The organism is Aquirufa sp., from assembly GCF_964796385.1.
The window spans coordinates 68,387-90,486 of record NZ_CBAUBA010000004.1; the positions used below are offsets into that span (position 1 = coordinate 68,387).

At 43.5% G+C, this 22,100-nt stretch carries 21 protein-coding genes; 9 read left to right on the forward strand and 12 right to left on the reverse strand.

The annotated features are described in order from the left end of the window. Position 1: 1 nt before the first annotated feature. The 3 genes from AC1W6K_RS02585 to AC1W6K_RS02595 are packed head-to-tail and all read left to right on the forward strand — an operon-like array spanning position 2 to position 1,834. A complete protein-coding gene (locus tag AC1W6K_RS02585; RefSeq protein WP_481946324.1) occupies positions 2–439 on the forward strand; it encodes a hypothetical protein in 438 nt (145 codons plus the stop codon). Positions 440–443: 4 nt separating this feature from the next. Further along, positions 444–956: a D-glycero-alpha-D-manno-heptose-1,7-bisphosphate 7-phosphatase gene (locus tag AC1W6K_RS02590; protein ID WP_481946325.1), complete on the forward strand. Its 513-nt coding sequence runs from the start codon at positions 444–446 to the stop codon at positions 954–956. Beyond that, positions 953–1,834 (forward strand): aldo/keto reductase, encoded by an 882-nt coding sequence (locus AC1W6K_RS02595; RefSeq protein ID WP_481946326.1) that lies wholly within the window; start codon positions 953–955, stop codon positions 1,832–1,834. The genes AC1W6K_RS02590 and AC1W6K_RS02595 overlap by 4 nt, the downstream gene beginning before the upstream one ends. 113 nt (positions 1,835–1,947) lie before the next feature. Here AC1W6K_RS02595 and AC1W6K_RS02600 read toward each other — a convergent pair whose 3' ends face one another. Next, a complete protein-coding gene (locus tag AC1W6K_RS02600; protein WP_481946327.1) occupies positions 1,948–3,324 on the reverse strand; it encodes a peroxiredoxin family protein in 1,377 nt (458 codons plus the stop codon). Between the two features lie 214 nt (positions 3,325–3,538). Then, the gene (rnr, locus tag AC1W6K_RS02605) at positions 3,539–5,785 is read right to left on the reverse strand and encodes a ribonuclease R (RefSeq protein ID WP_481946328.1); all 2,247 of its coding nucleotides are present in this window, start codon (positions 5,783–5,785) and stop codon (positions 3,539–3,541) included. Positions 5,786–5,864: 79 nt separating this feature from the next. Here rnr and AC1W6K_RS02610 point away from each other — a divergent pair, with 79 nt between their 5' ends. From AC1W6K_RS02610 to thrC, 4 genes are read left to right on the forward strand one after another with little or no spacing between them, the layout of a single operon-like run. Then, positions 5,865–6,866 (forward strand): M28 family peptidase, encoded by a 1,002-nt coding sequence (locus AC1W6K_RS02610; protein ID WP_481946329.1) that lies wholly within the window; start codon positions 5,865–5,867, stop codon positions 6,864–6,866. After that, positions 6,866–7,945: a glycine cleavage system aminomethyltransferase GcvT gene (gcvT, locus tag AC1W6K_RS02615; protein ID WP_481946330.1), complete on the forward strand. Its 1,080-nt coding sequence runs from the start codon at positions 6,866–6,868 to the stop codon at positions 7,943–7,945. Before AC1W6K_RS02610 ends, gcvT begins: the two co-directional genes overlap by 1 nt. Next, positions 7,945–8,658: a 2-phosphosulfolactate phosphatase gene (locus AC1W6K_RS02620; RefSeq protein WP_481946331.1), complete on the forward strand. Its 714-nt coding sequence runs from the start codon at positions 7,945–7,947 to the stop codon at positions 8,656–8,658. The genes gcvT and AC1W6K_RS02620 overlap by 1 nt, the downstream gene beginning before the upstream one ends. Further along, entirely contained in the window at positions 8,645–9,949 is a 1,305-nt protein-coding gene (thrC, locus tag AC1W6K_RS02625) for a threonine synthase (protein ID WP_481946332.1), read from the forward strand. The genes AC1W6K_RS02620 and thrC overlap by 14 nt, the downstream gene beginning before the upstream one ends. 59 nt (positions 9,950–10,008) lie before the next feature. On the opposite strand, the gene AC1W6K_RS02630 is transcribed toward thrC, so the two are convergent. The 10 genes from AC1W6K_RS02630 to lptB form a co-directional block, all read right to left on the reverse strand. Continuing rightward, positions 10,009–10,371, reverse strand: coding sequence for a hypothetical protein (locus AC1W6K_RS02630; RefSeq protein ID WP_481946333.1), 363 nt, complete (start codon positions 10,369–10,371; stop codon positions 10,009–10,011). Between the two features lie 111 nt (positions 10,372–10,482). Continuing rightward, positions 10,483–11,223 (reverse strand): glycosyltransferase family 2 protein, encoded by a 741-nt coding sequence (locus AC1W6K_RS02635; RefSeq protein WP_481946334.1) that lies wholly within the window; start codon positions 11,221–11,223, stop codon positions 10,483–10,485. Next, positions 11,223–12,287 carry an NAD-dependent epimerase/dehydratase family protein gene (locus AC1W6K_RS02640; protein WP_481946335.1) on the reverse strand — a complete coding sequence of 355 codons (1,065 nt, stop codon included), beginning with the start codon at positions 12,285–12,287 and terminating at the stop codon, positions 11,223–11,225. The genes AC1W6K_RS02635 and AC1W6K_RS02640 overlap by 1 nt, the downstream gene beginning before the upstream one ends. Further along, positions 12,284–13,336, reverse strand: coding sequence for an NAD-dependent epimerase/dehydratase family protein (locus tag AC1W6K_RS02645; protein WP_481946336.1), 1,053 nt, complete (start codon positions 13,334–13,336; stop codon positions 12,284–12,286). The genes AC1W6K_RS02640 and AC1W6K_RS02645 overlap by 4 nt, the downstream gene beginning before the upstream one ends. Before the next feature lie 54 nt (positions 13,337–13,390). Beyond that, complete coding sequence (gene recJ / locus AC1W6K_RS02650) at positions 13,391–15,106, reverse strand: single-stranded-DNA-specific exonuclease RecJ (protein ID WP_481946337.1); 1,716 nt, start codon at positions 15,104–15,106, stop codon at positions 13,391–13,393. 1 nt (position 15,107) lies between these two features. Beyond that, positions 15,108–15,425, reverse strand: coding sequence for a HepT-like ribonuclease domain-containing protein (locus AC1W6K_RS02655; RefSeq protein ID WP_481946338.1), 318 nt, complete (start codon positions 15,423–15,425; stop codon positions 15,108–15,110). After that, the gene (locus AC1W6K_RS02660; RefSeq protein WP_481946339.1) at positions 15,406–15,798 is read right to left on the reverse strand and encodes a nucleotidyltransferase family protein; all 393 of its coding nucleotides are present in this window, start codon (positions 15,796–15,798) and stop codon (positions 15,406–15,408) included. The genes AC1W6K_RS02655 and AC1W6K_RS02660 overlap by 20 nt, the downstream gene beginning before the upstream one ends. A 228-nt stretch (positions 15,799–16,026) precedes the next feature. Then, positions 16,027–16,587 (reverse strand): sugar transferase, encoded by a 561-nt coding sequence (locus AC1W6K_RS02665; RefSeq protein ID WP_481946340.1) that lies wholly within the window; start codon positions 16,585–16,587, stop codon positions 16,027–16,029. Continuing rightward, entirely contained in the window at positions 16,584–17,702 is a 1,119-nt protein-coding gene (locus tag AC1W6K_RS02670) for a trans-sulfuration enzyme family protein (protein WP_481946341.1), read from the reverse strand. Before AC1W6K_RS02670 ends, AC1W6K_RS02665 begins: the two co-directional genes overlap by 4 nt. Positions 17,703–17,897: 195 nt before the next feature. Continuing rightward, a complete protein-coding gene (gene lptB / locus AC1W6K_RS02675) occupies positions 17,898–18,629 on the reverse strand; it encodes an LPS export ABC transporter ATP-binding protein (protein ID WP_481946342.1) in 732 nt (243 codons plus the stop codon). A gap of 411 nt (positions 18,630–19,040) precedes the next feature. Between lptB and AC1W6K_RS02680 the strand changes: the two genes are divergently transcribed. Beyond that, positions 19,041–20,093 carry a GtrA family protein gene (locus AC1W6K_RS02680; protein WP_481946343.1) on the forward strand — a complete coding sequence of 351 codons (1,053 nt, stop codon included), beginning with the start codon at positions 19,041–19,043 and terminating at the stop codon, positions 20,091–20,093. Beyond that, positions 20,080–22,092, forward strand: coding sequence for a histidine phosphatase family protein (locus AC1W6K_RS02685; RefSeq protein WP_481946344.1), 2,013 nt, complete (start codon positions 20,080–20,082; stop codon positions 22,090–22,092). The genes AC1W6K_RS02680 and AC1W6K_RS02685 overlap by 14 nt, the downstream gene beginning before the upstream one ends. Positions 22,093–22,100 lie beyond the last annotated feature (8 nt).

Consider the following 22,100-nt stretch of genomic DNA (forward strand, 5'->3'; position numbering starts at 1 on the left):
CATGTATTCAATTGTTACAAACGTTCACATCGCACTATTCGTAGTCGTGTTCATTTTAGGTATCAATGTGATTGTGCGCGCGTTACGCGGCCAGTCAAATAATTCATTATTTACGGATTCAGACCGCAAAGCAGGTTTATTCTTCATGATCTCATTGCACACGCAATTGCTGATCGGTTTAGTCCTTTATTTCTTCTTAAGCCCGATAACAATGGGTGCGCTTAATGATTTTGGCGCGGCGATGAAGGATCCTGCCACGCGTTTATTGGCCGTTGAGCACATCTCGGTGAACATCATCGCGGTGGTTTTGGCGACTGTAAATAATGCCAAAAACAAGAAGGCAATTGCGGATGCTGCGAAGCATAAAAATGCGTTGATTTTCACATTAGCGGCTTTGGTATTGATTTTGAGCCGTATCCCTTGGAGTCGTATTTTCTAGTTTAATGAAGCAAAAGTGTATTTTTTTAGACCGGGACGGCGTCTTGAACGTCGACCGTGTCGATTACGTCTACCGCATGGAGGATTTTATTATCCCGCCCGGGGTAGGCGAGGCGCTTAAAGCTTTGAAATCAGCGGGTTATTTGTTGGTGATAATTACCAATCAAAGCGGCATTGCCAAAGGCATTTACCGGCGGGAAGATGTCATGATGATTCATCAGGCGATTCAGGATGGTACGGGAGTGGCATTAGATGACATCTATTTCTGCCCATACCATGAAAAATTTGATAGTCATTCATTGACTAGAAAGCCAGGCTCATTGATGATCGAAAAGGCTGCGGCCAAATATAAAGTTGACCTAGACGCCTCCTGGATGGTGGGCGATCACGAACGTGATATTACCGCTGGAACGCGTGCTGGATTGCGTACGATTCGTATTGCGCCACCGTCAACAGAAACTAATGCGACCCATTTGGTCGATGATTTATTAGCCGCCTCTCAAGTTATTCTCGCATGAACAAGGTCTATTTAAGTGATGCCGGTCCTAAAGTTTCACCAGCTATGTATGGGTTTTGGCGCTGGACTTCTGATCAGGGTAATATGGAGCAGATTGTCAATTTGTGTCTTGAATTGGGCATAAATACCTTCGATCATGCGGATCGATACGGAGATTATACGTGTGAAAAGCGTTTTGGCGAGGTGCTTGCGAAGCAATCATTTAAGCGTCAGGATATCGTTCTTTTCTCTAAATGTGGCGTTAATCCAATGCCCCAATTTCGGGTGAATCACGTAAATACCTCCGCGGAACACATTACGAAATCGGTCGAAAATTCATTGCGCAACTTGCAAACTGATTACCTAGATGTGTTTTTATTGGACCAATTAGACCCACTTTCTGACCTGGAAGCTACCGCACATGCCTTGGAAAAATTGAAGTCGGCAGGTAAAGTGAAAAACATCGGGGTTTCGGATTTCTCCGTACACCAGCATCAGTTATTGGTTTCTTATTTGAACATTCCGATCGTTTCCAGTCACATCGATTTGAACTTGCTGAATACCACTACGCTGGATAATGGTGCACTTGATTACATCAAACAAAAATACATGCGACCCTTGGCGACTTCGCCTTTAGCGGGGGGACGGATTGAGCATGGCACCGACGAGCGTGCGTTGAAATTGCGTAAAAAACTCAATGAAATTGCCGCGAAATATGATGCCAATATCGAATCAATCGCGGTCGCGTGGTTGGTGAAATTAGGCGCCTTACCGCTTATTGGAACCTTAGAAGAAAACCGCATTCGCAATATTGTGAATTCATTCCAAATCACGCTTGAGCATGAGGATTGGTATGATTTATTGGAGGCGAGTAGGGAAACAAAAGACGTTGGACTTTAGACGTTAGTCCGAGGGAAAATAGTCCGAAGTCCGGAGGATTTTTTCCACTAGACGTTAATTTGTCAATGGATGCTTCATATTGCCCTCAGGACTTCGGACTATTTTCCTCCGGACTATTTCCTCTGCTTTGCCCCAAAAAACTTCCGAATTGTCACCGCGCCCATTTTTTTCCCGACGATATTTCCTTGCTTGTCCAATAAGTAAAAAACAGGATTGGAGAGCGCATCGTAGATTAAGCGCTCCTTCGTGATGCCAGGCATGGTCACGTGTGCGTAGTTTTCTTTGAGGTTGTATTTGGCAATGAATTCTTTCCAAGTGGCATCAGGAACACCAGGCTCATTACAAATCGCATAGCGACCAATCTTCAATTGAAGCACTGATTCAGTCATTTTGAGCACTTTTTCAACCTCGGGTACCTCCTTTTGGCAATGTTCACAGGTAGGTGCGTAAAATACCAAAAGCGTGTAGTCGTAGTCTTTGGCAAAGCTGTGTAAATCCACCGACTTACCCGTGGTGTCCGCCAAATTTAACGCGGGGCTCAACTGGTTTAGCGGTAAACCACTCAAACCATCTAGTTCCTGCAGAAATTCCATTTTGCGTTTTTCAGGTAAGAATTTACAGCCAGACTGTTTGACATAACGCGTTAAAAAGTACACATAGCCCTCCGTATTGTTCTGGATATTCCGATTTTTCATTAATCGGGCGAAGAAATCAAACGCATACGGATAGGCCTTCGCATCGCAGTTAAATTTTCCCAATACCAAATCCATACCCACCTGCATCGAGTCCGCCTGTAAGGGATAATAGCTCATGTACTCCGTGAGCGTCGCTTTAAAATTAGGCGTAAACAGATATTTAGGGTTGTTGAATGGGATTTCTTGTAGGAATGCCGCACGTTTGGCATAATTTTTTCGATCCGGAATAGAGCGGTCTAATGTGTTCAAGGATTTAAAATGAATCGCCAAAGCGTCCGTTGGCTTCAAGCGTTTTAATGCCTGGGTGCGGAATTTGGTCAGGCTGTCCGACTTCATTTTGAAAAATGCGGCGCGTTCCGAATAGGAGAATTTCCTTCCGTTCGCCTGTTCCTTTTTGTATAAGGTATCGATAAATGCCAATGATTTCTCCATCCGTTGGTACTCAAAAAACAACTTATTTTTCTTGTCTTTCGTCTGAATCGACGCTAGATAATCGGGGCCTGAAAGACTCACCGACAGCGAATCGTTGTTGTCTAAACAGATCCAAATTTTTGCTTTTGTTTTGGGGAAATAAAGAAAACCAATGCCCCCGATGATGGCTTTTTTGCTGACTTTCCAACCTGATTTTCTTAGGGAGATGGTGTCTTTGGGCACGTAATTTTGATCGTCGTAAACGCTTGTGCGCACATAGACGATCGAGTCGGCCGTATTTTTTGCCGTGACTTTAATTCGAAATTGAGCCTGGGATGTTAGCGAAATGAAAGAGGCCAACAAGAGTAGGAGGAAGTATTTCATGTAGCAAAGGTAAAAAAAAGTCCGAAGTCAATAAGTCCGGAGTCCGAAGGAAAAAAGTCCGAAGTCCGGAGGCAATGAGTCCGGAGGCAAATTAGACAGAGGATACTACCTATTTTTCTTCGGACTAAAAGAAAACCCCACGCTAAAGCATGGGGCTATAAATTTCCTCTCACTCCGGACTAGCTACTGACCACTGATTACTGACCACTGCTCCCTACCTCCTCCTTTTCCCTCTCGGAATCACCTTCGAACTCCGCGCGCTGCCGCGCGGCATATCGCGTCTGCGTTCGCGATTATTCGCATAGCCATTCGAATTCCGCATCCCGATCATCTCCAAATCAATCGTCCGCTTCGCCAAATTCGTACTGCGAACTTTCACTTTGACCTTGTCGCCGAACGTGAATACGCGGCCATTTGACTTGCCAACGATCCGGTAATTCTCTTTATCTAAATCGTAAAAATCATCATTCAAATCCACCATGCGAACTAATCCTTCACACGAGGTATCCCCAATCTCCACAAATAAACCAAATTCCGTCACACCCGTAATGATGCCATCAAATACTTGTGGCTCATGCAAACTCATAAATTCAACCTGCTTGTATTTGATTGACGCACGTTCCGCTTCCGCCGCTAATTTCTCGCGATCCGAGCTGTGCTTGCACTGAATTTCCAACGGCGTACGCTGTGGCGACTCACCACCATCCAAATAATGCTGCAACAAACGATGCGTCATCACATCCGGGTACCGACGAATCGGACTCGTGAAGTGTGAATAAAACGGAAACGCCAGGCCAAAGTGCCCAACTGCATCTGTACTGTAACGTGCTTTGGACATCGTCCGCACTGCCAAACTCTGCAACACATGCTCCTCACCTTTACCCTCTATCGCTTCCATCAAGGCATTAAATGAATGACTCACCTGCTTCGGCTCCGTCGTCACTTGATACCCAAATTTCTTCGCAAAGGTCGAGAATACTCGCAATTTCTCCGGATCTGGCGCCTCATGCACCCGATACACCATCGTATTTCGAGGGTCTATTTGGCGCATCTCATGGACAAACGTGGCGACTTTTTTATTCGCCAAAAGCATAAATTCTTCAATCAATTTATGCGCATCTTTTCGAATTCGAGGGTGCACGGCGATTGGTTTACCAGCATCGTCCAATTCAAACCGAACCTCCGCCGTTTCAAAATTCACCGAGCCCGTTTTAAATCGCGCCTCGCGTAAGATATGTGCAAACTGATTTAATTGTTTGATAATGGGCTCAAACGAGTCGGTCACCTCGCCCGTATGTTCAATTAATTCTTGGGCTTGTTCGTACGCAAACCTACGATCCGAATGGATGACGGTCCGACCGAACCACTCCTTCACAACCGCCCCTTTTTCATTGAATTCGAAAATGGCGGAGAAGGTTAATTTGTCCTCGTTTGGCCGTAATGAACATAAACCATTCGATAATTTCTCGGGTAACATCGGTACCACGCGATCCACTAAATACACGGATGTCGCACGCTTATAGGCCTCTTGATCCAAAATACTCCCCGGCTTCACATAATGAGATACGTCGGCAATGTGCACGCCAATCTCCGTATTCCCATTTTTCAACACCTGATAACTGATGGCATCATCGAAATCTTTAGCATCAATCGGGTCAATGGTAAAGGTCAATATCTTACGTAAATCCTTACGCTTCTTAATCTCATCTTTTGGAATCGTTACAGAAATCGCATCTGCCGCATCTTCTACCGCCTCCGGAAATTCATACGGCAAGCCGTACTCTGCTAAAATTGAGTGCATTTCTGTCTCATTTTCTCCCGCCTTACCTAATACGTTGACGACCCGACCTTCGGCTTTTTTGCCAGGGGTGGCCCAGCGCAACACTTCTACAATCACTTTATCCAAGTGATTGGCGCCCATCGTTTCATAGCGATTGACATAAATATCTTCGTAAATTTTCTTAGAATCCGGGATCAAAAATGAATAGCCAGGCGTCACTTGAAGGACACCCACGAGCTCCGCAGAACGGCGTTCTAAAATTTCCACTACTTCACCTTCTGGGCGATCCTGCTTCTTATTTGATGATTTACGTGCTTGAACGCGCACACGATCGCCGTCTTTGGCATCGTATAAATCTTGAGTCGAAACCCAAATATCCTTCTCGGCATCATCTCGGACGATAAATGCAAAACGCGCATTGACATGATCCACGCGACCTTCGATCACAAACGAATCCGTATCCACGCGCACGTTACCGTCGGCCTGCTTGATCAAACGACCCTCACGCACCAAGCGCGCGACAACATCCGAATAAATTTCCTTGGTCTTGCGATCGCGAATCGCGAACGCCTTATGTAATTGATTGACGGAAAACGAACGGTCATCGTTCAATTCCAAATAATCCAATATTTCTTGCTGAAGATTGTTGATGAACTTTTCTTCCTTTGGGCTAATTCCCATAATTTTTTTCTGTTAAAGCGCAAGGTACATAACCTTGGCAGCGTTTCAAATCTTAAATCCTTATTTGTATCTTTGCCGGATGAATCGCTCCCGCATCGCGTTATTTTTATTGGTCATCTTCGTACTCACCGGTGGTTATTACGGATACCAATCTCTCCAAACAGGCTCCCAAGAAACCGTTTCCACGGCTACTTTAGTTCCCACACCCGATTTTGCCGCAGATTCTGCGTATGCATTTATTGCCAAACAAGTTGCTTTTGGGCCACGCATTCCCAATTCGCCCGCTCAAAAAGCATGTGGAAATTGGCTCGTAACCAAAATGAAATCCTACGGTTTAACCGTTACAACCCAAGAGTTTTCGGCTAATCGCTATGATGGCAAAGCCCTTCAAGGGACCAATATTTTTGCGTCATTTAATCCTTCGGCGGCGAAACGTATTTTGCTTGCGGCGCATTGGGATTCGAGGACCATGGCTGATAAAGATCAAGTCCGCAAGGATGAACCCATCGATGCGGCGAATGACGGCGCGTCTGGCGTAGGTGTTATGATTGAAATTGCCCGCGTGCTAGCCGAGACAAAAAACAAACCGAATGTAGGTGTTGATTTTGTGTTTTTCGATCTAGAGGATCATGGTGAACCGCACGATTCTCCAGCTGGGAATCCGGCGAGCTGGGCATTAGGGTCACAACATTGGGCTTCAAATATTATCCCTGCTGGTTACCGTCCATACTACGGAATTTTGTTGGATATGGTAGGCGCCAAAGGGGCCAAATTCCCACATGAAGGCACGTCTATGCAATATGCACCCGGACTGGTTCGGTCGATTTGGTCGACGGCCTCGGACTTAGGTTATGGTGAATTCTTTTTGGACGCGGATGCCTTTGGCATATCGGACGACCATACGGCGGTGAATGAAGTGGCGAAAATTCAAATGATTGACATCATTGATTTACGACCTGTGAATGGTGGATTCGACTTTGGACCATATCATCACACACATCAAGATAATTTAGCGAACATCGATAAATCCACGTTGAAAGCCGTGGGCCAAACCCTTTTACAAGTTTTATACCGCGAATAATGGAGGAATTGTTACAAGTACATTTGAATGATACGCATGTGGCGTTGGGCGCGAAAATGGTGCCTTTTGCGGGATTTAACATGCCTGTTTTATACACGAATTTGATCGAAGAGCATCACTGCGTACGAAATAACGTGGGAGTTTTCGACGTGAGCCACATGGGTGAATTTTTCTTGAGCGGTGAAAAAGCACTCGACCTAATTCAATACGTGACGTCAAATGATGCTTCTAAATTAGTGGACGGCAAGGTGCAATATTCATGTTTGCCAAATGCAACGGGCGGCATCGTAGATGATTTATTGGTGTACAAAATTCGAGATAACGAATATTTATTGGTCGTGAATGCGTCGAACATAGAGAAAGATTGGAACTGGATTTCATCGCATAATACGTTTGGGGTGAATATGGTGAATGCGAGCGCCGACTACAGTTTGTTCGCCGTTCAAGGACCGAAAGCAGCGGGCGTTTTACAGCAATTGACTTCCGTTGATTTAGTTTCGATGCCCTACTACACCTTCAAAATAGGCCAAATGGCAGGTTTTGACGATGTCATTATCTCGAATACCGGTTATACAGGAGCGGGTGGTTTTGAAATATATGTCAAAAACGAAAACGCGTTAGCCATGTGGAATGCGATTTTCGCGGCGGGTGCTTCTGAAGGCATATTGCCTGTGGGCCTAGGCGCACGCGATACCCTGCGCACGGAAAAAGGCTATTGTTTATACGGACACGACATTGACGATACTACCTCGCCGATTGAGGCGGGATTAGGATGGATCACGTCGTTCAACAAAGATTTTATCATGAAGGATCACCACGCAGCGATTAAAGCGACAGGCCCTTCGAAGAAATTAGTGGGTTTTGAAATGATTGATCGTGGGATTCCACGCCAACATTACCCTATCTTGAACGCAGCGGGTGAGGTGATCGGAGAAGTGACTTCGGGTACGCAATCGCCGACGCTCGCAAAGGGAATCGGGATGGGGTATGTGTCAACAGCCCACTCAGATTCCGACATTTTTATTTCGATTCGCGACAAAGCGGTACAAGCATCTATCGTGAAAATGCCTTTTTTATAATGAAGAAAATTGACGTCTGCTTATCGCCGGATTTGATCCATTTGTATGACCTGAGTGGTCAGGCGGTGGTTGTGGTGGATATTTTTCGGGCAACTTCCTGCATGGTGACGGCTTTTGCGCACGGAGCAGCAGAGATTTTACCGGTTGAGGACGTTGATTTGTGTGCGTCGTATGGCGAGCAAGGTTATTTGACCGCGGCGGAGCGTAATGGGATTACGCCGGAAGGATTTGATTTTGATAATTCGCCCTTCTCGTACCAGGTCGAACGTGTAAAAGGTGCCAAAATCTGTGTGACAACGACGAATGGTACGGTCGCGTTACGCAGATCGGTTGCAGCTTCGAAAGTTTATGTTGGTGCATTTTTAAATATTTCACGCGTGACTGATGCGCTACGAAAATGGGATGGCGATGCCTTAATTGTCTGTGCGGGCTGGAAAGGGAAACCGAATTTAGAAGATACCTTATTCGCAGGAGCGGTGATCGATGCCTTGCATGGTGATTTCACTGTGGCGGATGATGCGGCCTTGATGGCCTGGAAACAATATAATGTAGCCTCCAATGACTTGTTGACCGCCGTGAAAAACTCTTCACATGTCAACCGCCTATTGGGCTTAGGAATAGAAAAAGACATCGCATTTTGCTTGGAGATGGACCGCTACAATGTCCTTCCATACTTGAAAAACGATGCATTGACAATAGATGAAACTATATAGTACGCAACACGAAAGTCCGGATGTAAGTTTAGAGGAGGCGATTTTTCGTGGTCTTCCTCCTGATAATGGCTTGTATATGCCGCAGGAGATTGCGCCAATGCCGGCCGCTTTTTTCGATACGATTCATACCTTGACCTTGCCTCAAATTGCAGTGGCGGTGTGCAAACATTTGCTTGGAGACGAGTTGACCGACGCGGAGATTGAGGGAATTATTGCGCGTTCGATGACCTTCGAAGCGCCGGTCGTGGATTTGGAGCCGAATGTGGGCGTGCTTGAATTATTTCATGGTCCTTCGATGGCCTTTAAGGATTTTGGTGCGCGGTTTATGGCGGCGATCATGTCGCATTATTTAGTGAAATCTGCGCGTGAGATTCGCATTTTGGTGGCGACCTCGGGTGATACGGGTGGTGCGGTGGCGCAGGGATTTTTCAATACGCCGGGGATTTCGGTGACGATTTTATATCCGAGTGGGAAGGTGTCTGATATTCAGGAAAAGCAATTGACAACCTTGGGCGGCAATGTGACCGCCTTGGAAATTGACGGAACCTTTGATGACTGCCAAAGACTCGTAAAACAGGCATTTTTGGACGCCGAGCTCCGGTCGAAATTTGAATTAGCTTCTGCGAATTCGATTAATATCGCTCGTTTAATTCCACAATCCTTTTATTATTTCGCGGCTTACGCGGAGGCGCGCCGTAAAGGTGTGACTAAGCCAATTGTCTTCTGTGTTCCTTCGGGGAATTTTGGGAATATTTCGGCGGGCTTGATGGCTTATCGCATGGGCTTGCCGGTGCATGATTTCATTGCGGCGTGTAATGAAAATCACCCGGTGCCAGATTATTTGGCCACAGGGAATTATGCTCCTTCGCCATCGGTCGAGACCTTATCGAACGCGATGGATGTGGGGGCGCCGTCCAACTTTATTCGGATGAAGATTTTGGCGGGGGATGAATGGAAAGCGGTGCGTGATCGCATGAAAGGATATTTCACCTCGGACGAAAAGACGCAGGCAACGATGTTGGATGTGTTTGAACGAACCGGTTACATTATGTGTCCGCATACCGCGGTGGGCTATGATGGGCTGTCGCAATACATGGATGAATATGGCGATGATGTCTACGGCATTATTCTAGCCACGGCTCATTATGCTAAATTTTTGCCAACCGTAGAATCGACCCTTGGCTGTACCGTGGATGTCCCAGAACGCCTAGCTGCCTTATTGCATCTGCAAAAAAAATCCATCCCCATGGGGACGGATTTTGAAGGATTTAAGAAATATTTATTGGGGTAGTTTTTTCGCTATGCAAAAGCTTCCAGCATTGGCATAGCTGCCCCCCACAGCGATTTGGTTTAGACCAACACCCGAAACTTCGCCTTATCAATATACGCCTGTACACCCATAAGCGCCACTAATAAAACGCCGATCCCCGGTGCGCCTTGGATAAACAAATCAAAAAACAGAATATTCACAGCGATTGGGCCTAAAATCAAAAGCGCTTTTGCCCGATGAGCAGGTAAGATGATCAAGACACCACCGATAACCTCAAGGACTTTGATGGTCGTCATGTAGCCAGTGCCGCCAAAAAGCTCCATAAATTTCGCGGGATTTCCCGTCATCACTGGCATAGGTGTCATGGGGAAAAAGAAATTGATGCCCCCAAAAAGGAATAGGAACGCTAATACCGCTCCAGGTACGTGTGTTAATACTTTCATCTTGTTTTATATTTTGGTTAACGACGCAAGTAAAGATTATCAGCCAACTTATACAAAACTTCCCCTCGAAAATCCCAGCATACTCAACCTTAAAATCAAAATGATACGTTTTTAATTGTTCTTTTTCTTGTAATCGCTCCGCGATAAGTACTTCTCAATCAGGATGTACAAAAGGATAAATAAGTAGCGGGACCCCATTTCCTTTATTTTGAGGTTGGATTCCCCCGCTTTGCGGTTGCGCCAGGAATTTGGCAAAACAGCCCATGAGTAGCCTCGCGTAATAGCCTTCAGTGGCAACTCGATGGTTAGGTTAAAATGGGCAGACAAAAAGGGTTTTAGCCCATCGATTGTATGTTTACGATACATTTTGAAGGCATTGGTCGAGTCGTTGTAGGGGATGCCCACCAACAACCGAATCAGGGTATTTGCCAAGCGGTTGATAATATACTTGTGCTTAGGGTAATCATATGTTGCGCCTCCACGAATAAACCGCGAACCAAAAACGCAATCCAAATTATCCGCCACCATCTTGCGGTAAAACGCAACGAGATCCGCAGGGTCGTCTGATAAATCTGACATCATCACAGCCACGCAGTCACCCGAAAAACGCTCCAAGCCATACCGAATCGCATAGCCAAATCCGTTGGGTCCGCGGTTGGTATGTACGGCCAACGACGGAATGTCGGCCTGCAATTGCGTCAATAAGCCTAAGGTATTATCCTTCGAATTATCATTCACGACCACGATTTCATGGTCTATTTGCTCCGCGTGTAATTGGGCATATAAGGCACGTAAGGTTTCCTCAATGGAACCCTCCTCATTATACGCAGGAAGAACAACGCTTAATTTCATCAGGCCAAAATCGGTTTTAATGACGCTTCATCCGCGATGAACCACTCATGTACTTCGCTTAGGAGTTGGGGCACGGAGATTTCCGGTTGCCAACCGCTAAACTCGGTAATTTTGGTATTATCTGTAATATAAACCGGTAAGTCGCCCGGACGATTCTCCAGCGACGATCCCATTTCGATGGTATTTCCCGTAATTTCTGAACACAAATCAGTCAATTCGGCTAATGACACTGTGTTGGCTAAACCGCCACCTACATTAAATATTTGACCTTTTTGGATGCCTAAGTTTGCGATCTGCCATTGCACCAAACGGAACAAATCCCGTACATGCAACACATCGCGGGCTTGTTGGCCTAAACCCCCATACCCAATATATCCCAAACGTCCCTTCCAGAAATGTTTGGCCATCCAAAGCACGATCACACCTTGGTCGATTTTTCCCATTTGGTACGGACCACTTAACACCCCGCAGCGATTAATCACCGCCGGAATGCCAAAATTGTGGGCAAATTCTTGAATGATATATTCCGAAGATAATTTGGTTGCACCGTATAAGGAGCGAAGGCCTGCCAACGGGTAATCTTCTGCCACCCCGCGCGAAGAAAGTCCGGCGAGTGACTGGGTGTCAGATAAGTTGAAGCGTTTAGGTGAGGCCACTAATTGTGCTTCCGCGAGCGTATCGTAGGGATAGACGCGGGAGGTGGACAAAAAGATGAACGCGGCGTCGTGTTTTTTGGCAAAATAGAGCGTATTGATGGTTCCGTTTAAATTGGTATCCATCAAATTTTCTAATTCTCCCGGAACGGTGCCCGCCAAAACGGATGGTTCCGCAGCTGCATCGATGACGATGTCTACCTTAGGAACTCTGTCAAAATCATTGCGATTTCGTACGTCACCATGAATGAAAGTAGCTCCGGCGGCAAGTACTTTGCGCAAATTAACCTCCGATCCTCGGCGGGATAAATTGTCCAAACAAAACACCTCAGCTTTGGCGTAATGCTGCTTGAAAAGGACCGCTAAATTTGAGCCTATGAACCCGCAGCCCCCTGTGATGAGTAATTTCATACCTCCATGTAGCGGTTATAAATGTCATGGAAAACATCCTCCAGGGATTTCGTGATGTCCCAATTTGGATAGTGTTCCTTCATTTTGCGCAAATCGCTGTAATAACAAATGTGGTCGCCAATGCGGTTTTCAGCCACATATTTATACTTCATGGGCTTGCCTGAAATCTTCGCAATCAGGTCAAAAGCCTCTAAAATCGATACGGAATTTTCTTTTCCTCCACCTATGTTATACACCTCCGCCACGCGTGGGGCTTGAATGAATTCCTCGATGAAGCGCGCCACGTCATATGAGTGGATATTGTCACGTACTTGTTTTCCTTTATAGCCAAAAACGGAGTATTCCCTTTCCTCGATATTGCACTTGATCAAATAACTTAAAAAGCCGTGTAATTCCACACCGGCATGGTTTGGTCCGGTCAAACAACCACCGCGCAAACAGGCCGTGGGCATATTGAAATACCGACCATATTCCTGAACGGAAATATCAGCGGATACTTTGGATGCACCAAAAAGCGAGTGCTTGGATTGGTCTATGCTAAAAGATTCTGCAATTCCATGTTCGTAGGCCGCATCATCGTAATCAAAGCGCGTCTCCAACTCCTTCATTTTAATATTGTTGGGGGCATCGCCGTATACTTTATTGGTCGATAAATGCACGAAAGGAACGCTGGTGCTGTACCGGCGAAGTGACTCGAGTAGGTTGAATGTTCCTACGGCGTTGGTGTCAAAATCTTCGAATGGAATGGATGCGGCGCGATCGTGACTAGGCTGCGCAGCCGTGTGCACAATGGCATCCGGTTGAATTTGTGGAATGATGTCCAAAATCGCTTGACGATCCCTAATGTCGATGTGGGTGTACAGTTTATATGCACTCCCATATTTCGCTAAACGGTCTTTATTGGACGAATTATCGCCTTGTAAGCCAAAAAATATGGCGCGTTGGTTATTGTCAATTCCATGAACTTCCCAACCTTTTTCTAAGAAATACTCGGCAACTTCAGAACCTATGAGGCCCATGGAGCCGGTGACAATTAATTTTTTAGACATGCTTTTGACAACCGATAAGCGACAAAGATACAGATTTTCGTTTTTATTCGATGCTTAAATCCCCAAGTCCAACAAGCGCAGTTGTAATTTTCGCTGTCCCATAAACTCGTTGATGTCCAAATGGTAAACGATTTGAATCGGCTGGGCTTTTTCGTAGGCATCCACTAAACCTTCGTAGAAATCTTTGCGCATCCCAAAACCCACCGCTTCATAATCCCCTACATATAATTTTAGGTGCTCTTCTTTCATGATGACGGGCGGCCGACTGAGCATTGCGTTGCTCACAAAATTGGGTAGCATATTGCCGGGTCCGTAGGGGGAAAGTCGGACGAGTAGGTTATCGTAAAACGAAAGGCTTAGATCTGCCAAAGGCAAGGTTAAATCCACCGGCAATTCAGCCTTAATTTCTCCAGCGGGCGTTCCGGCTTGTACCAATGATTCAAATCGCGCGATAAATGCCTCCAGATTTTCAGGCAATAAATGTAAGCCAGCGGCATGGGTATGCCCACCAAATTGCGTCAATAAATCCACGCATTGTTCAAGTGCCGCGTGAATGTCGAAGCCTTTCACCGAGCGGGCTGATCCTACAACTTGTCCGTGTGATTCGGTTAAGATGATGGTGGGCCGAAAGTAATGATCTTGAATTTTACTGGCTACGATTCCTACCACACCTTTATGCCACGAGGGGTGAAAGAGGACGGTACTTTTGGCCGATTGCAGAAATGAATTTTCCTGAAACATGCTTAGGGCGTGTTGGGTAATGTCTTTTTCCACTGCTCGCCGTTCGATGTTTTGTTGGATGACCGCCTCCGCCATCTGCCCGGCTTCGGTCGCATCGCTTGATAAGAGCAATTTCACCGCCCCGTGCGCGTGGTCCATCCGACCGGCCGCATTGATGATTGGGGAGATGGAAAAAACGATGTCGGATATCTGGATGGGTGCTTTTTTGTTCGCTTTTTGAAGCAGATATCCTAGGCCGGGACTTGGGTTTTGGCCGAGAAGTTGCAGGCCAAAGTAAGCCAAAATCCGATTCTCACCGGTGATCGGAACCATGTCGGCCGCGATCGAAGCCGCCAATAAATCCAAGCGCGCATACAACGGATCAAGTTCTAAGTCATTCGCTTGAATGAACGCTTGCAGGAGTTTAAATCCGACGCCGCAACCGGTGAGTTCTTTGAAAGGGTACCGACAATCCTTGCGTTTGGGATCGAGAACCGCATAGGCTTCGGGGAGGGTTTCTTCGGGTAAGTGGTGGTCGCAGACGATGAAATCGATGCCATGTTCGTTGCACCAGCGTACCCGTTCGTGGGCTTTGATGCCGCAGTCGAGCGATATAATCAGGCTGTAGTTATTGTCGGCCGCGTACTGCACCCCTGCCTGCGAAACACCGTATCCTTCTGCGTAGCGATCGGGAATGTAGTAATCTGCTTCCGCGCCTAATTCTTCTGTGAGGTATCCATAGACTAAGGCTAAGGAAGTGGTTCCATCCACATCGTAATCGCCATATATCAATATTTTTTCACCATCCTCGAGGGCCCGGCTAAGTCGTTCGACGGCCTTGTCCATGTCTTGCATGGCGAAGGGATCGTGGAGCTTTTCGAGGCTGGGAACCATGAAATCTTTGGCTTGTGCGAGGCTTTTGATACCGCGGGAGACAAGTAGTTTCAGGAAATGCCGATTTTTCGTCACGGACATTTCGAGGGCTAATTGGTCTACTTCGGTGGCATCAGGTTCCGGGACAAATTTCCAGATTTTTTTGGCTTGGAGCATGTTAATGTGGCGGGCCAAATTCGTTGGCAACGATTGTGTTTAATTGAAGGGCTAATTTAGGAAGGTCTTCTCGAATGATTGTAATTATTTGCGGTAAAGATATTTTGTGATACTCATGTGCAATGAAGTTTCGTAAGCCTTTTACTTCATGCCATGGGTAAGGATATCGATCTAAAATCTTGCTGTCGACTTGCATAATCGCTTCACCAATGACAATGAACTTATAATAAATCGCATGTTGTGTTAGCAAATTTGAGGTTATTGACGCTTCGTCTTTTTCGTTTATGATGGTTTGAATTTCAAGGATGGAATTCAACAAGTGGTTCAATCTTTCTAATGATTTGTTTTTTGTTTTTTTCATGGTGGTTAGGGCTTGTAAAGCGGTTGAATATTTCGATCAAATCAGGTTCGATGTTTAACCAAATCTCTGGTTTTAGTGTATTCATAAACCCAATATCAATTTTTTGCCCAAGCTTAGAGCTGAGTTGCTCTTGTATGCCAAAGAGCGACATGAGTGACAGGCGACTATCAGCTTCAACGACGATGTCAATATCGCTCATGGCGTGATTATCACCTCGCGCAAATGAACCGAATATCCAGGCTTTATGAATCAGATCATAATGACTGATCGCCTCTGTTAAGGAGGAAATGATCTTTGATCTGTCAACAAGGGGGCCAATGGTCGCTTTCATAAATCAATATTTAGTGTGTTCAAAAGTACGCCTACTCAAACCATTAATCAAGTCATATTTTGACTAACACAAACATTATCAGTTAGTTAGACATACATTTGAAAAAAGAAATCAAATGAAAGACAGATACATAGGCAAAATTGGAACTCCCAAAAGGGACAAATACGAATGTAAGCTTCGTATCGAAATAATCTATAAACGAATTAAAAAAGAAAGTGCGCGCACGCGCTAATGCGCGATATCCTTTACCATCACCACTTTCCACAAAGTCAAAAACAGAATCTTCACATCCAGTAGCAAAGACTTCCGCTGCAAATATTCCACATCATACGCGACCTTGACTTCGAGTGGCACCTCGTCCCGACCGTTTACCTGGGCCCAACCGGTCAGACCGGGAACTAAAGCGTGAACTCCAGCCGCCGTCCGTGCGTCCAATAAATCATGTTGATTATGTAAAGCCGGACGAGGACCCACCAAAGACATATCGCCGATCAAAATGCACCACAATTGCGGCAACTCATCCAAACTACTTTTACGCAAAAAAGAACCGATAGGCGTTAAATAGGAGGAGGCATCTTGTAATAAATGGGTAGGCAACACGGGGGTATCCACCCGCATGGTGCGGAACTTAGGCATAGCAAAAACGACGTTATTGCGCCCTACTCGATCCGACCAATATAAAATTGGGCCACGCGAAGAAAACAGCACCGCCAAACCCACCAAAATCATCGGAATCGCAAATATAACCAGAGCCACCAGCGTGACCGATAAATCTAACACTCGTTTCATAAAGCCTGCTCAAAATCCGCCCAAAGGTCATCCACGTGTTCTAGGCCTACCGATATCCGCAATAAATTTCCAGGGGTTGTACTGGAAGGACCCTCAATGGACCGACGATGCTCCACCAACGATTCCACGCCGCCCAGGCTGGTGGCTTGTTGGAACAAACGCAACCGCCCCGCCACCAAGCGTGCATTCGCCTCGTCCCCTTTAATTTGTATCGATATCATACCTGAAAAACCATGAGGCATTTGGCGTAAAGCTAAAGCATGCTGCGGATGCGATGCCAAACCCGGGTAATGCACCCGCTCAATCGCTGGGTGTTTTTCTAAACGCGTCGCTAGTTCCAATGCAGAGGCGGAATGCTCGCGCATGCGAAGAGGAAGGGTTTTTAGGCCACGGGCCAACAAGTAACAATCCAATGGATTTTGAGTAGCACCCATCAGTATTTGGACGCGTTTTAAGCGTGCCGACCACCCATCCGATTCCCGCACAATAATCGCACCTCCGAGTATATCAGAATGCCCACCAATATATTTCGTGGTGGCATGCATGACAATGTCGGCACCGAATAAAATAGGATTTTGAAGGATAGGCGTAGCAATGGTATTGTCAACGGCCACACGAATGCCACGGGCATGCGCCAATGCACAAATGGCGGAAATATCGGTTAAACTTAAAAGCGGATTAGCTGGAGTTTCGATCCAAATTAATTGGGTATTGGGTAGAATGGCAGCTTCCACGGCCAACAAATCTTCCATATTCACCTGCGTCATTTGCAAACCCCAAGGCCCCATGATTTCTTCGGCTAATTTGACCGAAGCATAATAGCCCACGGCCGGCATAAGTACATGATCTCCCGATTTCAAACATTGCAAAACAGCTGAAACCGCCGCCAAACCAGACGCAAAGGCAAAGGCTTCCGCACCACCCTCTAGGGCAGCAAGACCCTTCTCCAGCGCATCGCGGTTGGGACTCGAATTCCGGGAATACATATGCCCTTTTGGATAGGATCCATCCACATCCCGCGTAAACGTCGTCGTTAAAAAGATGGGCGTCGCGATTGCCCCGGCGGTTTCATCCACCAGGTTAGTCGCATGTATAGCTTGGGTTTCTTTATGCATAGACAAATTAGACTCTAGACGTTAGACGTTGGACATTGGACCAGGTTATTGTATTTTTTGCCAAAAATAACTGATTATTACCAAATTGAGATAAATTCTTCTTACTCCGTACTTAGGACTTCAGACTTATTTCTTTTTCTATCGTCTAACGTCCAACGTCTAGAGTCTAACGTCTTAGACGACCGTATTTAGGGCCTACATTTTCTTACGTAAAGAAAAATTTGCCCCTAAATACAGTCGTCGTACTTGCTCATCATCCGCCAATTCCTGCGGCGTCCCAGCCTTCAGAATCTTACCCTCAAACAAAAGATAAGCCCGATCCGTAATGGAGAGCGTCTCATCCACATTATGATCAGTAATTAAGATGCCAATATTTCGGTATTTCAATTTGGCCACGATACTTTGAATTTCTTCCACAGCAATAGGATCAACTCCAGCAAAAGGCTCATCTAAAAGGATAAATTTTGGGTCAACTGCCAATGCGCGTGCAATCTCTGTTCTGCGGCGTTCGCCACCTGATAGCACTTGGCCTAAGCTTTTACGAACGTGTGTAAGAGAAAATTCTTCAAGGAGACTTTCGGTTTTTTCTTTTTGTTCGGCCTTGGATAAACTTGTCATTTCAAGAACAGCGAGGATATTTTCTTCCACCGACAAGGTTCTAAAGACAGATGCTTCCTGAGCTAAATACCCAATTCCCAAACGTGCCCGTTTGTACATCGGCAAATCCGTGACATCCATATCATCTAAATACACCTTGCCCTCATTCGGTTTCACCAAACCAGTAGCTATATAAAAAGAGGTCGTTTTCCCCGCGCCGTTGGGACCTAATAGGCCAACAATCTCACCTTGAGCCACTTGATACGAAATATGGTCGTTTACCAAACGCTGCCCGTATTTCTTAACTAAATTTTCTGTCCGAAGAATCATGGGGGTAAAAATAGGAATTTATAATAATGGGACAATTTGTTTAATTATATTTAAACATAACTAAATCAGTTTTTTGAATCTTTCTTGGCTTTCCGATGGTTAATATAACCTTTAGATAATTTCCCTCTAATCTGACTGCCAATTTGTTTATCTTTACTCCTCATTTTCATTTATGACCCTGTTGTTGAGGAGGGCGAAGCCGTTAACTCATCGTACTAATTTTTTGAATATTTTAATCTTTCAAAAATCAAAATAGTTTTGTTGTATCTTTTTGTTTTTTAGAACTTCAATAGGTCTTTTGCAATTAAGTTGAACTATAAATTTGTCAATAAGCTTATCCTGCAAAACAACAATCATTTTAATTGATATTATTTGGGAATTTATTATTAGCATTTAATAAATTTATTTAAAGTGAAAAAAGTTTACTTTTTAATATACCGATATCGGTTTTTGCTTTTATATATCGTTTTTGGATTTTTATCACTCGTTATTGAGCTTGTAATATCTAAATTTTTATTATTCTATGGCCTTAATCATTTAGCGGCTACATTTTTTGCATTTATACTTGGCCTAATTTCGGCCTTTATTCTAAATGTTAGATTCAATTTTCATATTACTCCCTCAAAGAGAAAAAAAGCTTTGTTATATTTTACCTTAATTTCAACGCTTTCTTTCACAATTCAAATTATATTAAGAGGTAGAATTAAGAATCTAGGATATGATTTAGACTTTTCCCGATTTGCAATTGCTGGAATGTTTTCTATGTTTTCTTATCTTCTTCATCGAAGGTATTCCTTTCAAGAGTATAAAAAAGTTGGTGTAGCAATTTATGCTGATGGAGTAGAAGATATAAAATTGATATATAATAAAATTTCAAACATTTCGGATTTTATTCATATAGACATTGTCGATAAGACGTATAATTCAAGTTGTAAAGATGTTAGAGCCTATCGTGCTGAAGTTGTGAGAGCATATTGGCAAAAAAAGAAAATAGAGGTACACATAATGTCAAAGAATCCATCATTTTGGCTTGATGATTTGCTTGCTTATGTCGATGTAATTTATGTTCATCCGACAATTGACGAAGATTTATCAGAAGTTATTGACAAAATAAATTCAAGTAAAGTAGAGGCTGGAATTGCATTAAGTTTAGATGAACCAATTGAAATAATAGATGCATATACAGATGAGGGAAAAATTAGGCATGTATTATTGCTCTCAATACCGCTGCCTGGTTTTTCAGGACAAAAATTTGATTTATCAGCACTTTCTATTTTAGAAAAATTAAATAATCACAAGAATCGGGTAAAATTTGAAATTTGTGTTGATGGAGGCGTAAATGATATTACAGTTAAATATTTAAATGTTGAATCGGTAGTATCAGGGTCCTATATTTTAGGAGCTCCAAATCCGATTAAAAATATTATGCATTTGCAAACATCTGGAGAATATGCTCAATATTAATCTATTAAAAGAGCAGATTAAAACTGAAATTGTAAATAAACTTGCGCCAATAAATGGCTTAAATTCGATTACTTTTGTAGGCTCATTTGAATCCTCTATTGATATTAATCTGATAAGTGACATTGATATAATTGTTATTGTTGATGAGCTTTCTAAAACCAAATTTAGTGAGATAGAAGTTGCAGCAGGTTCGATCAAAGGAGTTGACATTGGGCTAGAAGACCATAGTATTAAGCTCAATATGACATTCGGGCCATTGAAGTTTAACAATGAAAAAGCCGTGGTTTTCCATATCATGGTATATGATATACAAGGTCATCGCAAACATGTATTGGAAAGTCCGTTTACTTGCCTAGATTGGGAGTTTTTCCCAGCAATATTTGGCAAGAATCTATCTGAAATTTATCCTGCATCAGGTGTACAATTAGATGACCTATTGGGCACAAGGAGGGGGCTGGAAGCATACTTAGATGATTTAAAGAATCAAGTTATTACTTATAGGGTATACGATTTTTCGATAGAACCGTATTCTGAAAAAAAACATACGTTTCAAATTGATGATAGACATCAAAAAGAATATGCATATCATGTTTTAAAATTCTTACAACTTAACTTAATTAAGATTTTATTTCAAGTAAATCATAGATACACGATTTTTGAATTAACAGAAATTTTTGGCTCTTTAAATTCTTCATTTAAGAATCATTCTAAATTTTTAGTTGAACTACACAATTGGAAATATGAAAATGATAGAGAGCCAGATAACATTTTTATTAGGCTTGAAGATTTCATTAATGAGCTTACAACCTGGATGAATAATTTAGCGTTAACTAAATTATCTTTTTTTAGACACGGGAAGACCAATTTGAATGATGGAAGTTTTCTTGGAGTACGACGAAATCCCTCCATAAATAAGCCAATTGATTTTTTTTGTGATGACGACTTTGATGTAGTTTATACCGGAACCCTAGTAAGAACCTTAGAGACTGGAGAGCTACTTAAAGGTAAAGAACTTTATCAGGACGAATTGCTAAATGAGATTGATTATGGCTTAGCCGAGGGGTTAACTTTAAATGAGTTAAATGTTAGATTTCCTGAACTAGTTCAATCTTGGAATAAAAATGAAGATCCAAAGTTTCCTGATGGCGAGAGTCAGCTGGATGTGAGTAATAGGCTTCAGAATTTTATAAATAAGGGATTTGCAAAAAATAAGATTGCTATTGTAACTCATAACATTGTTTTGAGAGCACTATTAGGTAAAGTGTATAACCAACCTATTTATAATTGGCATAAGATGAATCCTCGTCATCTTGAAGCGTATCACTTCCTTGTTTTTAATAATAAGTTAATTCCGAGTTTTACAAAAGAACAACATACTAAGTATAAAGATGAATTAGTAGGATTTAGAGGACCAGTTAATAAATATGGTTTATTTTGGATTCCGAATGAAGAGCTAAAGGAATATGTAGAATCTTGGAAGAATAGATTCCGAAAAGTAGAGCCTAATGCAATTTTTTTAAATCATCCAGTACACTCAACCATTTTTTTATTTAATGCACATGAACAAGATCAATCTGAAATTATATTAAGTATTAAAAATGCAAAAATTAATTTTTTAGTCGATTCTTGGAAAATATTTGAAAATGATTTGGCAACAGGAGGTGATACATTATCAGTTGGCTTAGTGCCAAACTCTATGGCATTTGAATTTCAACAAGACTTATCTGAGTCTCTTTTACGTTTTGTAAAAACCCCCATAATTTATAATAATATTTGGGAAGGGAAATACAAAGAATCATATGATCGTTACGGATTTCCTTTTGTAGGAAGTCATTGGATTCCACACTTAACTGTAGCTTCGGTTAAAAATGAGGGCAAGAAATTAATAGATGAGATAAAGACAACAAAAATCAATTTAAATCAGATAGAAAGTAGTGGAAGCCTTGCTTTATTTAAAATATTAGATGATAGTCATCAACTTATATATACTTGGCAATAAATAATCAA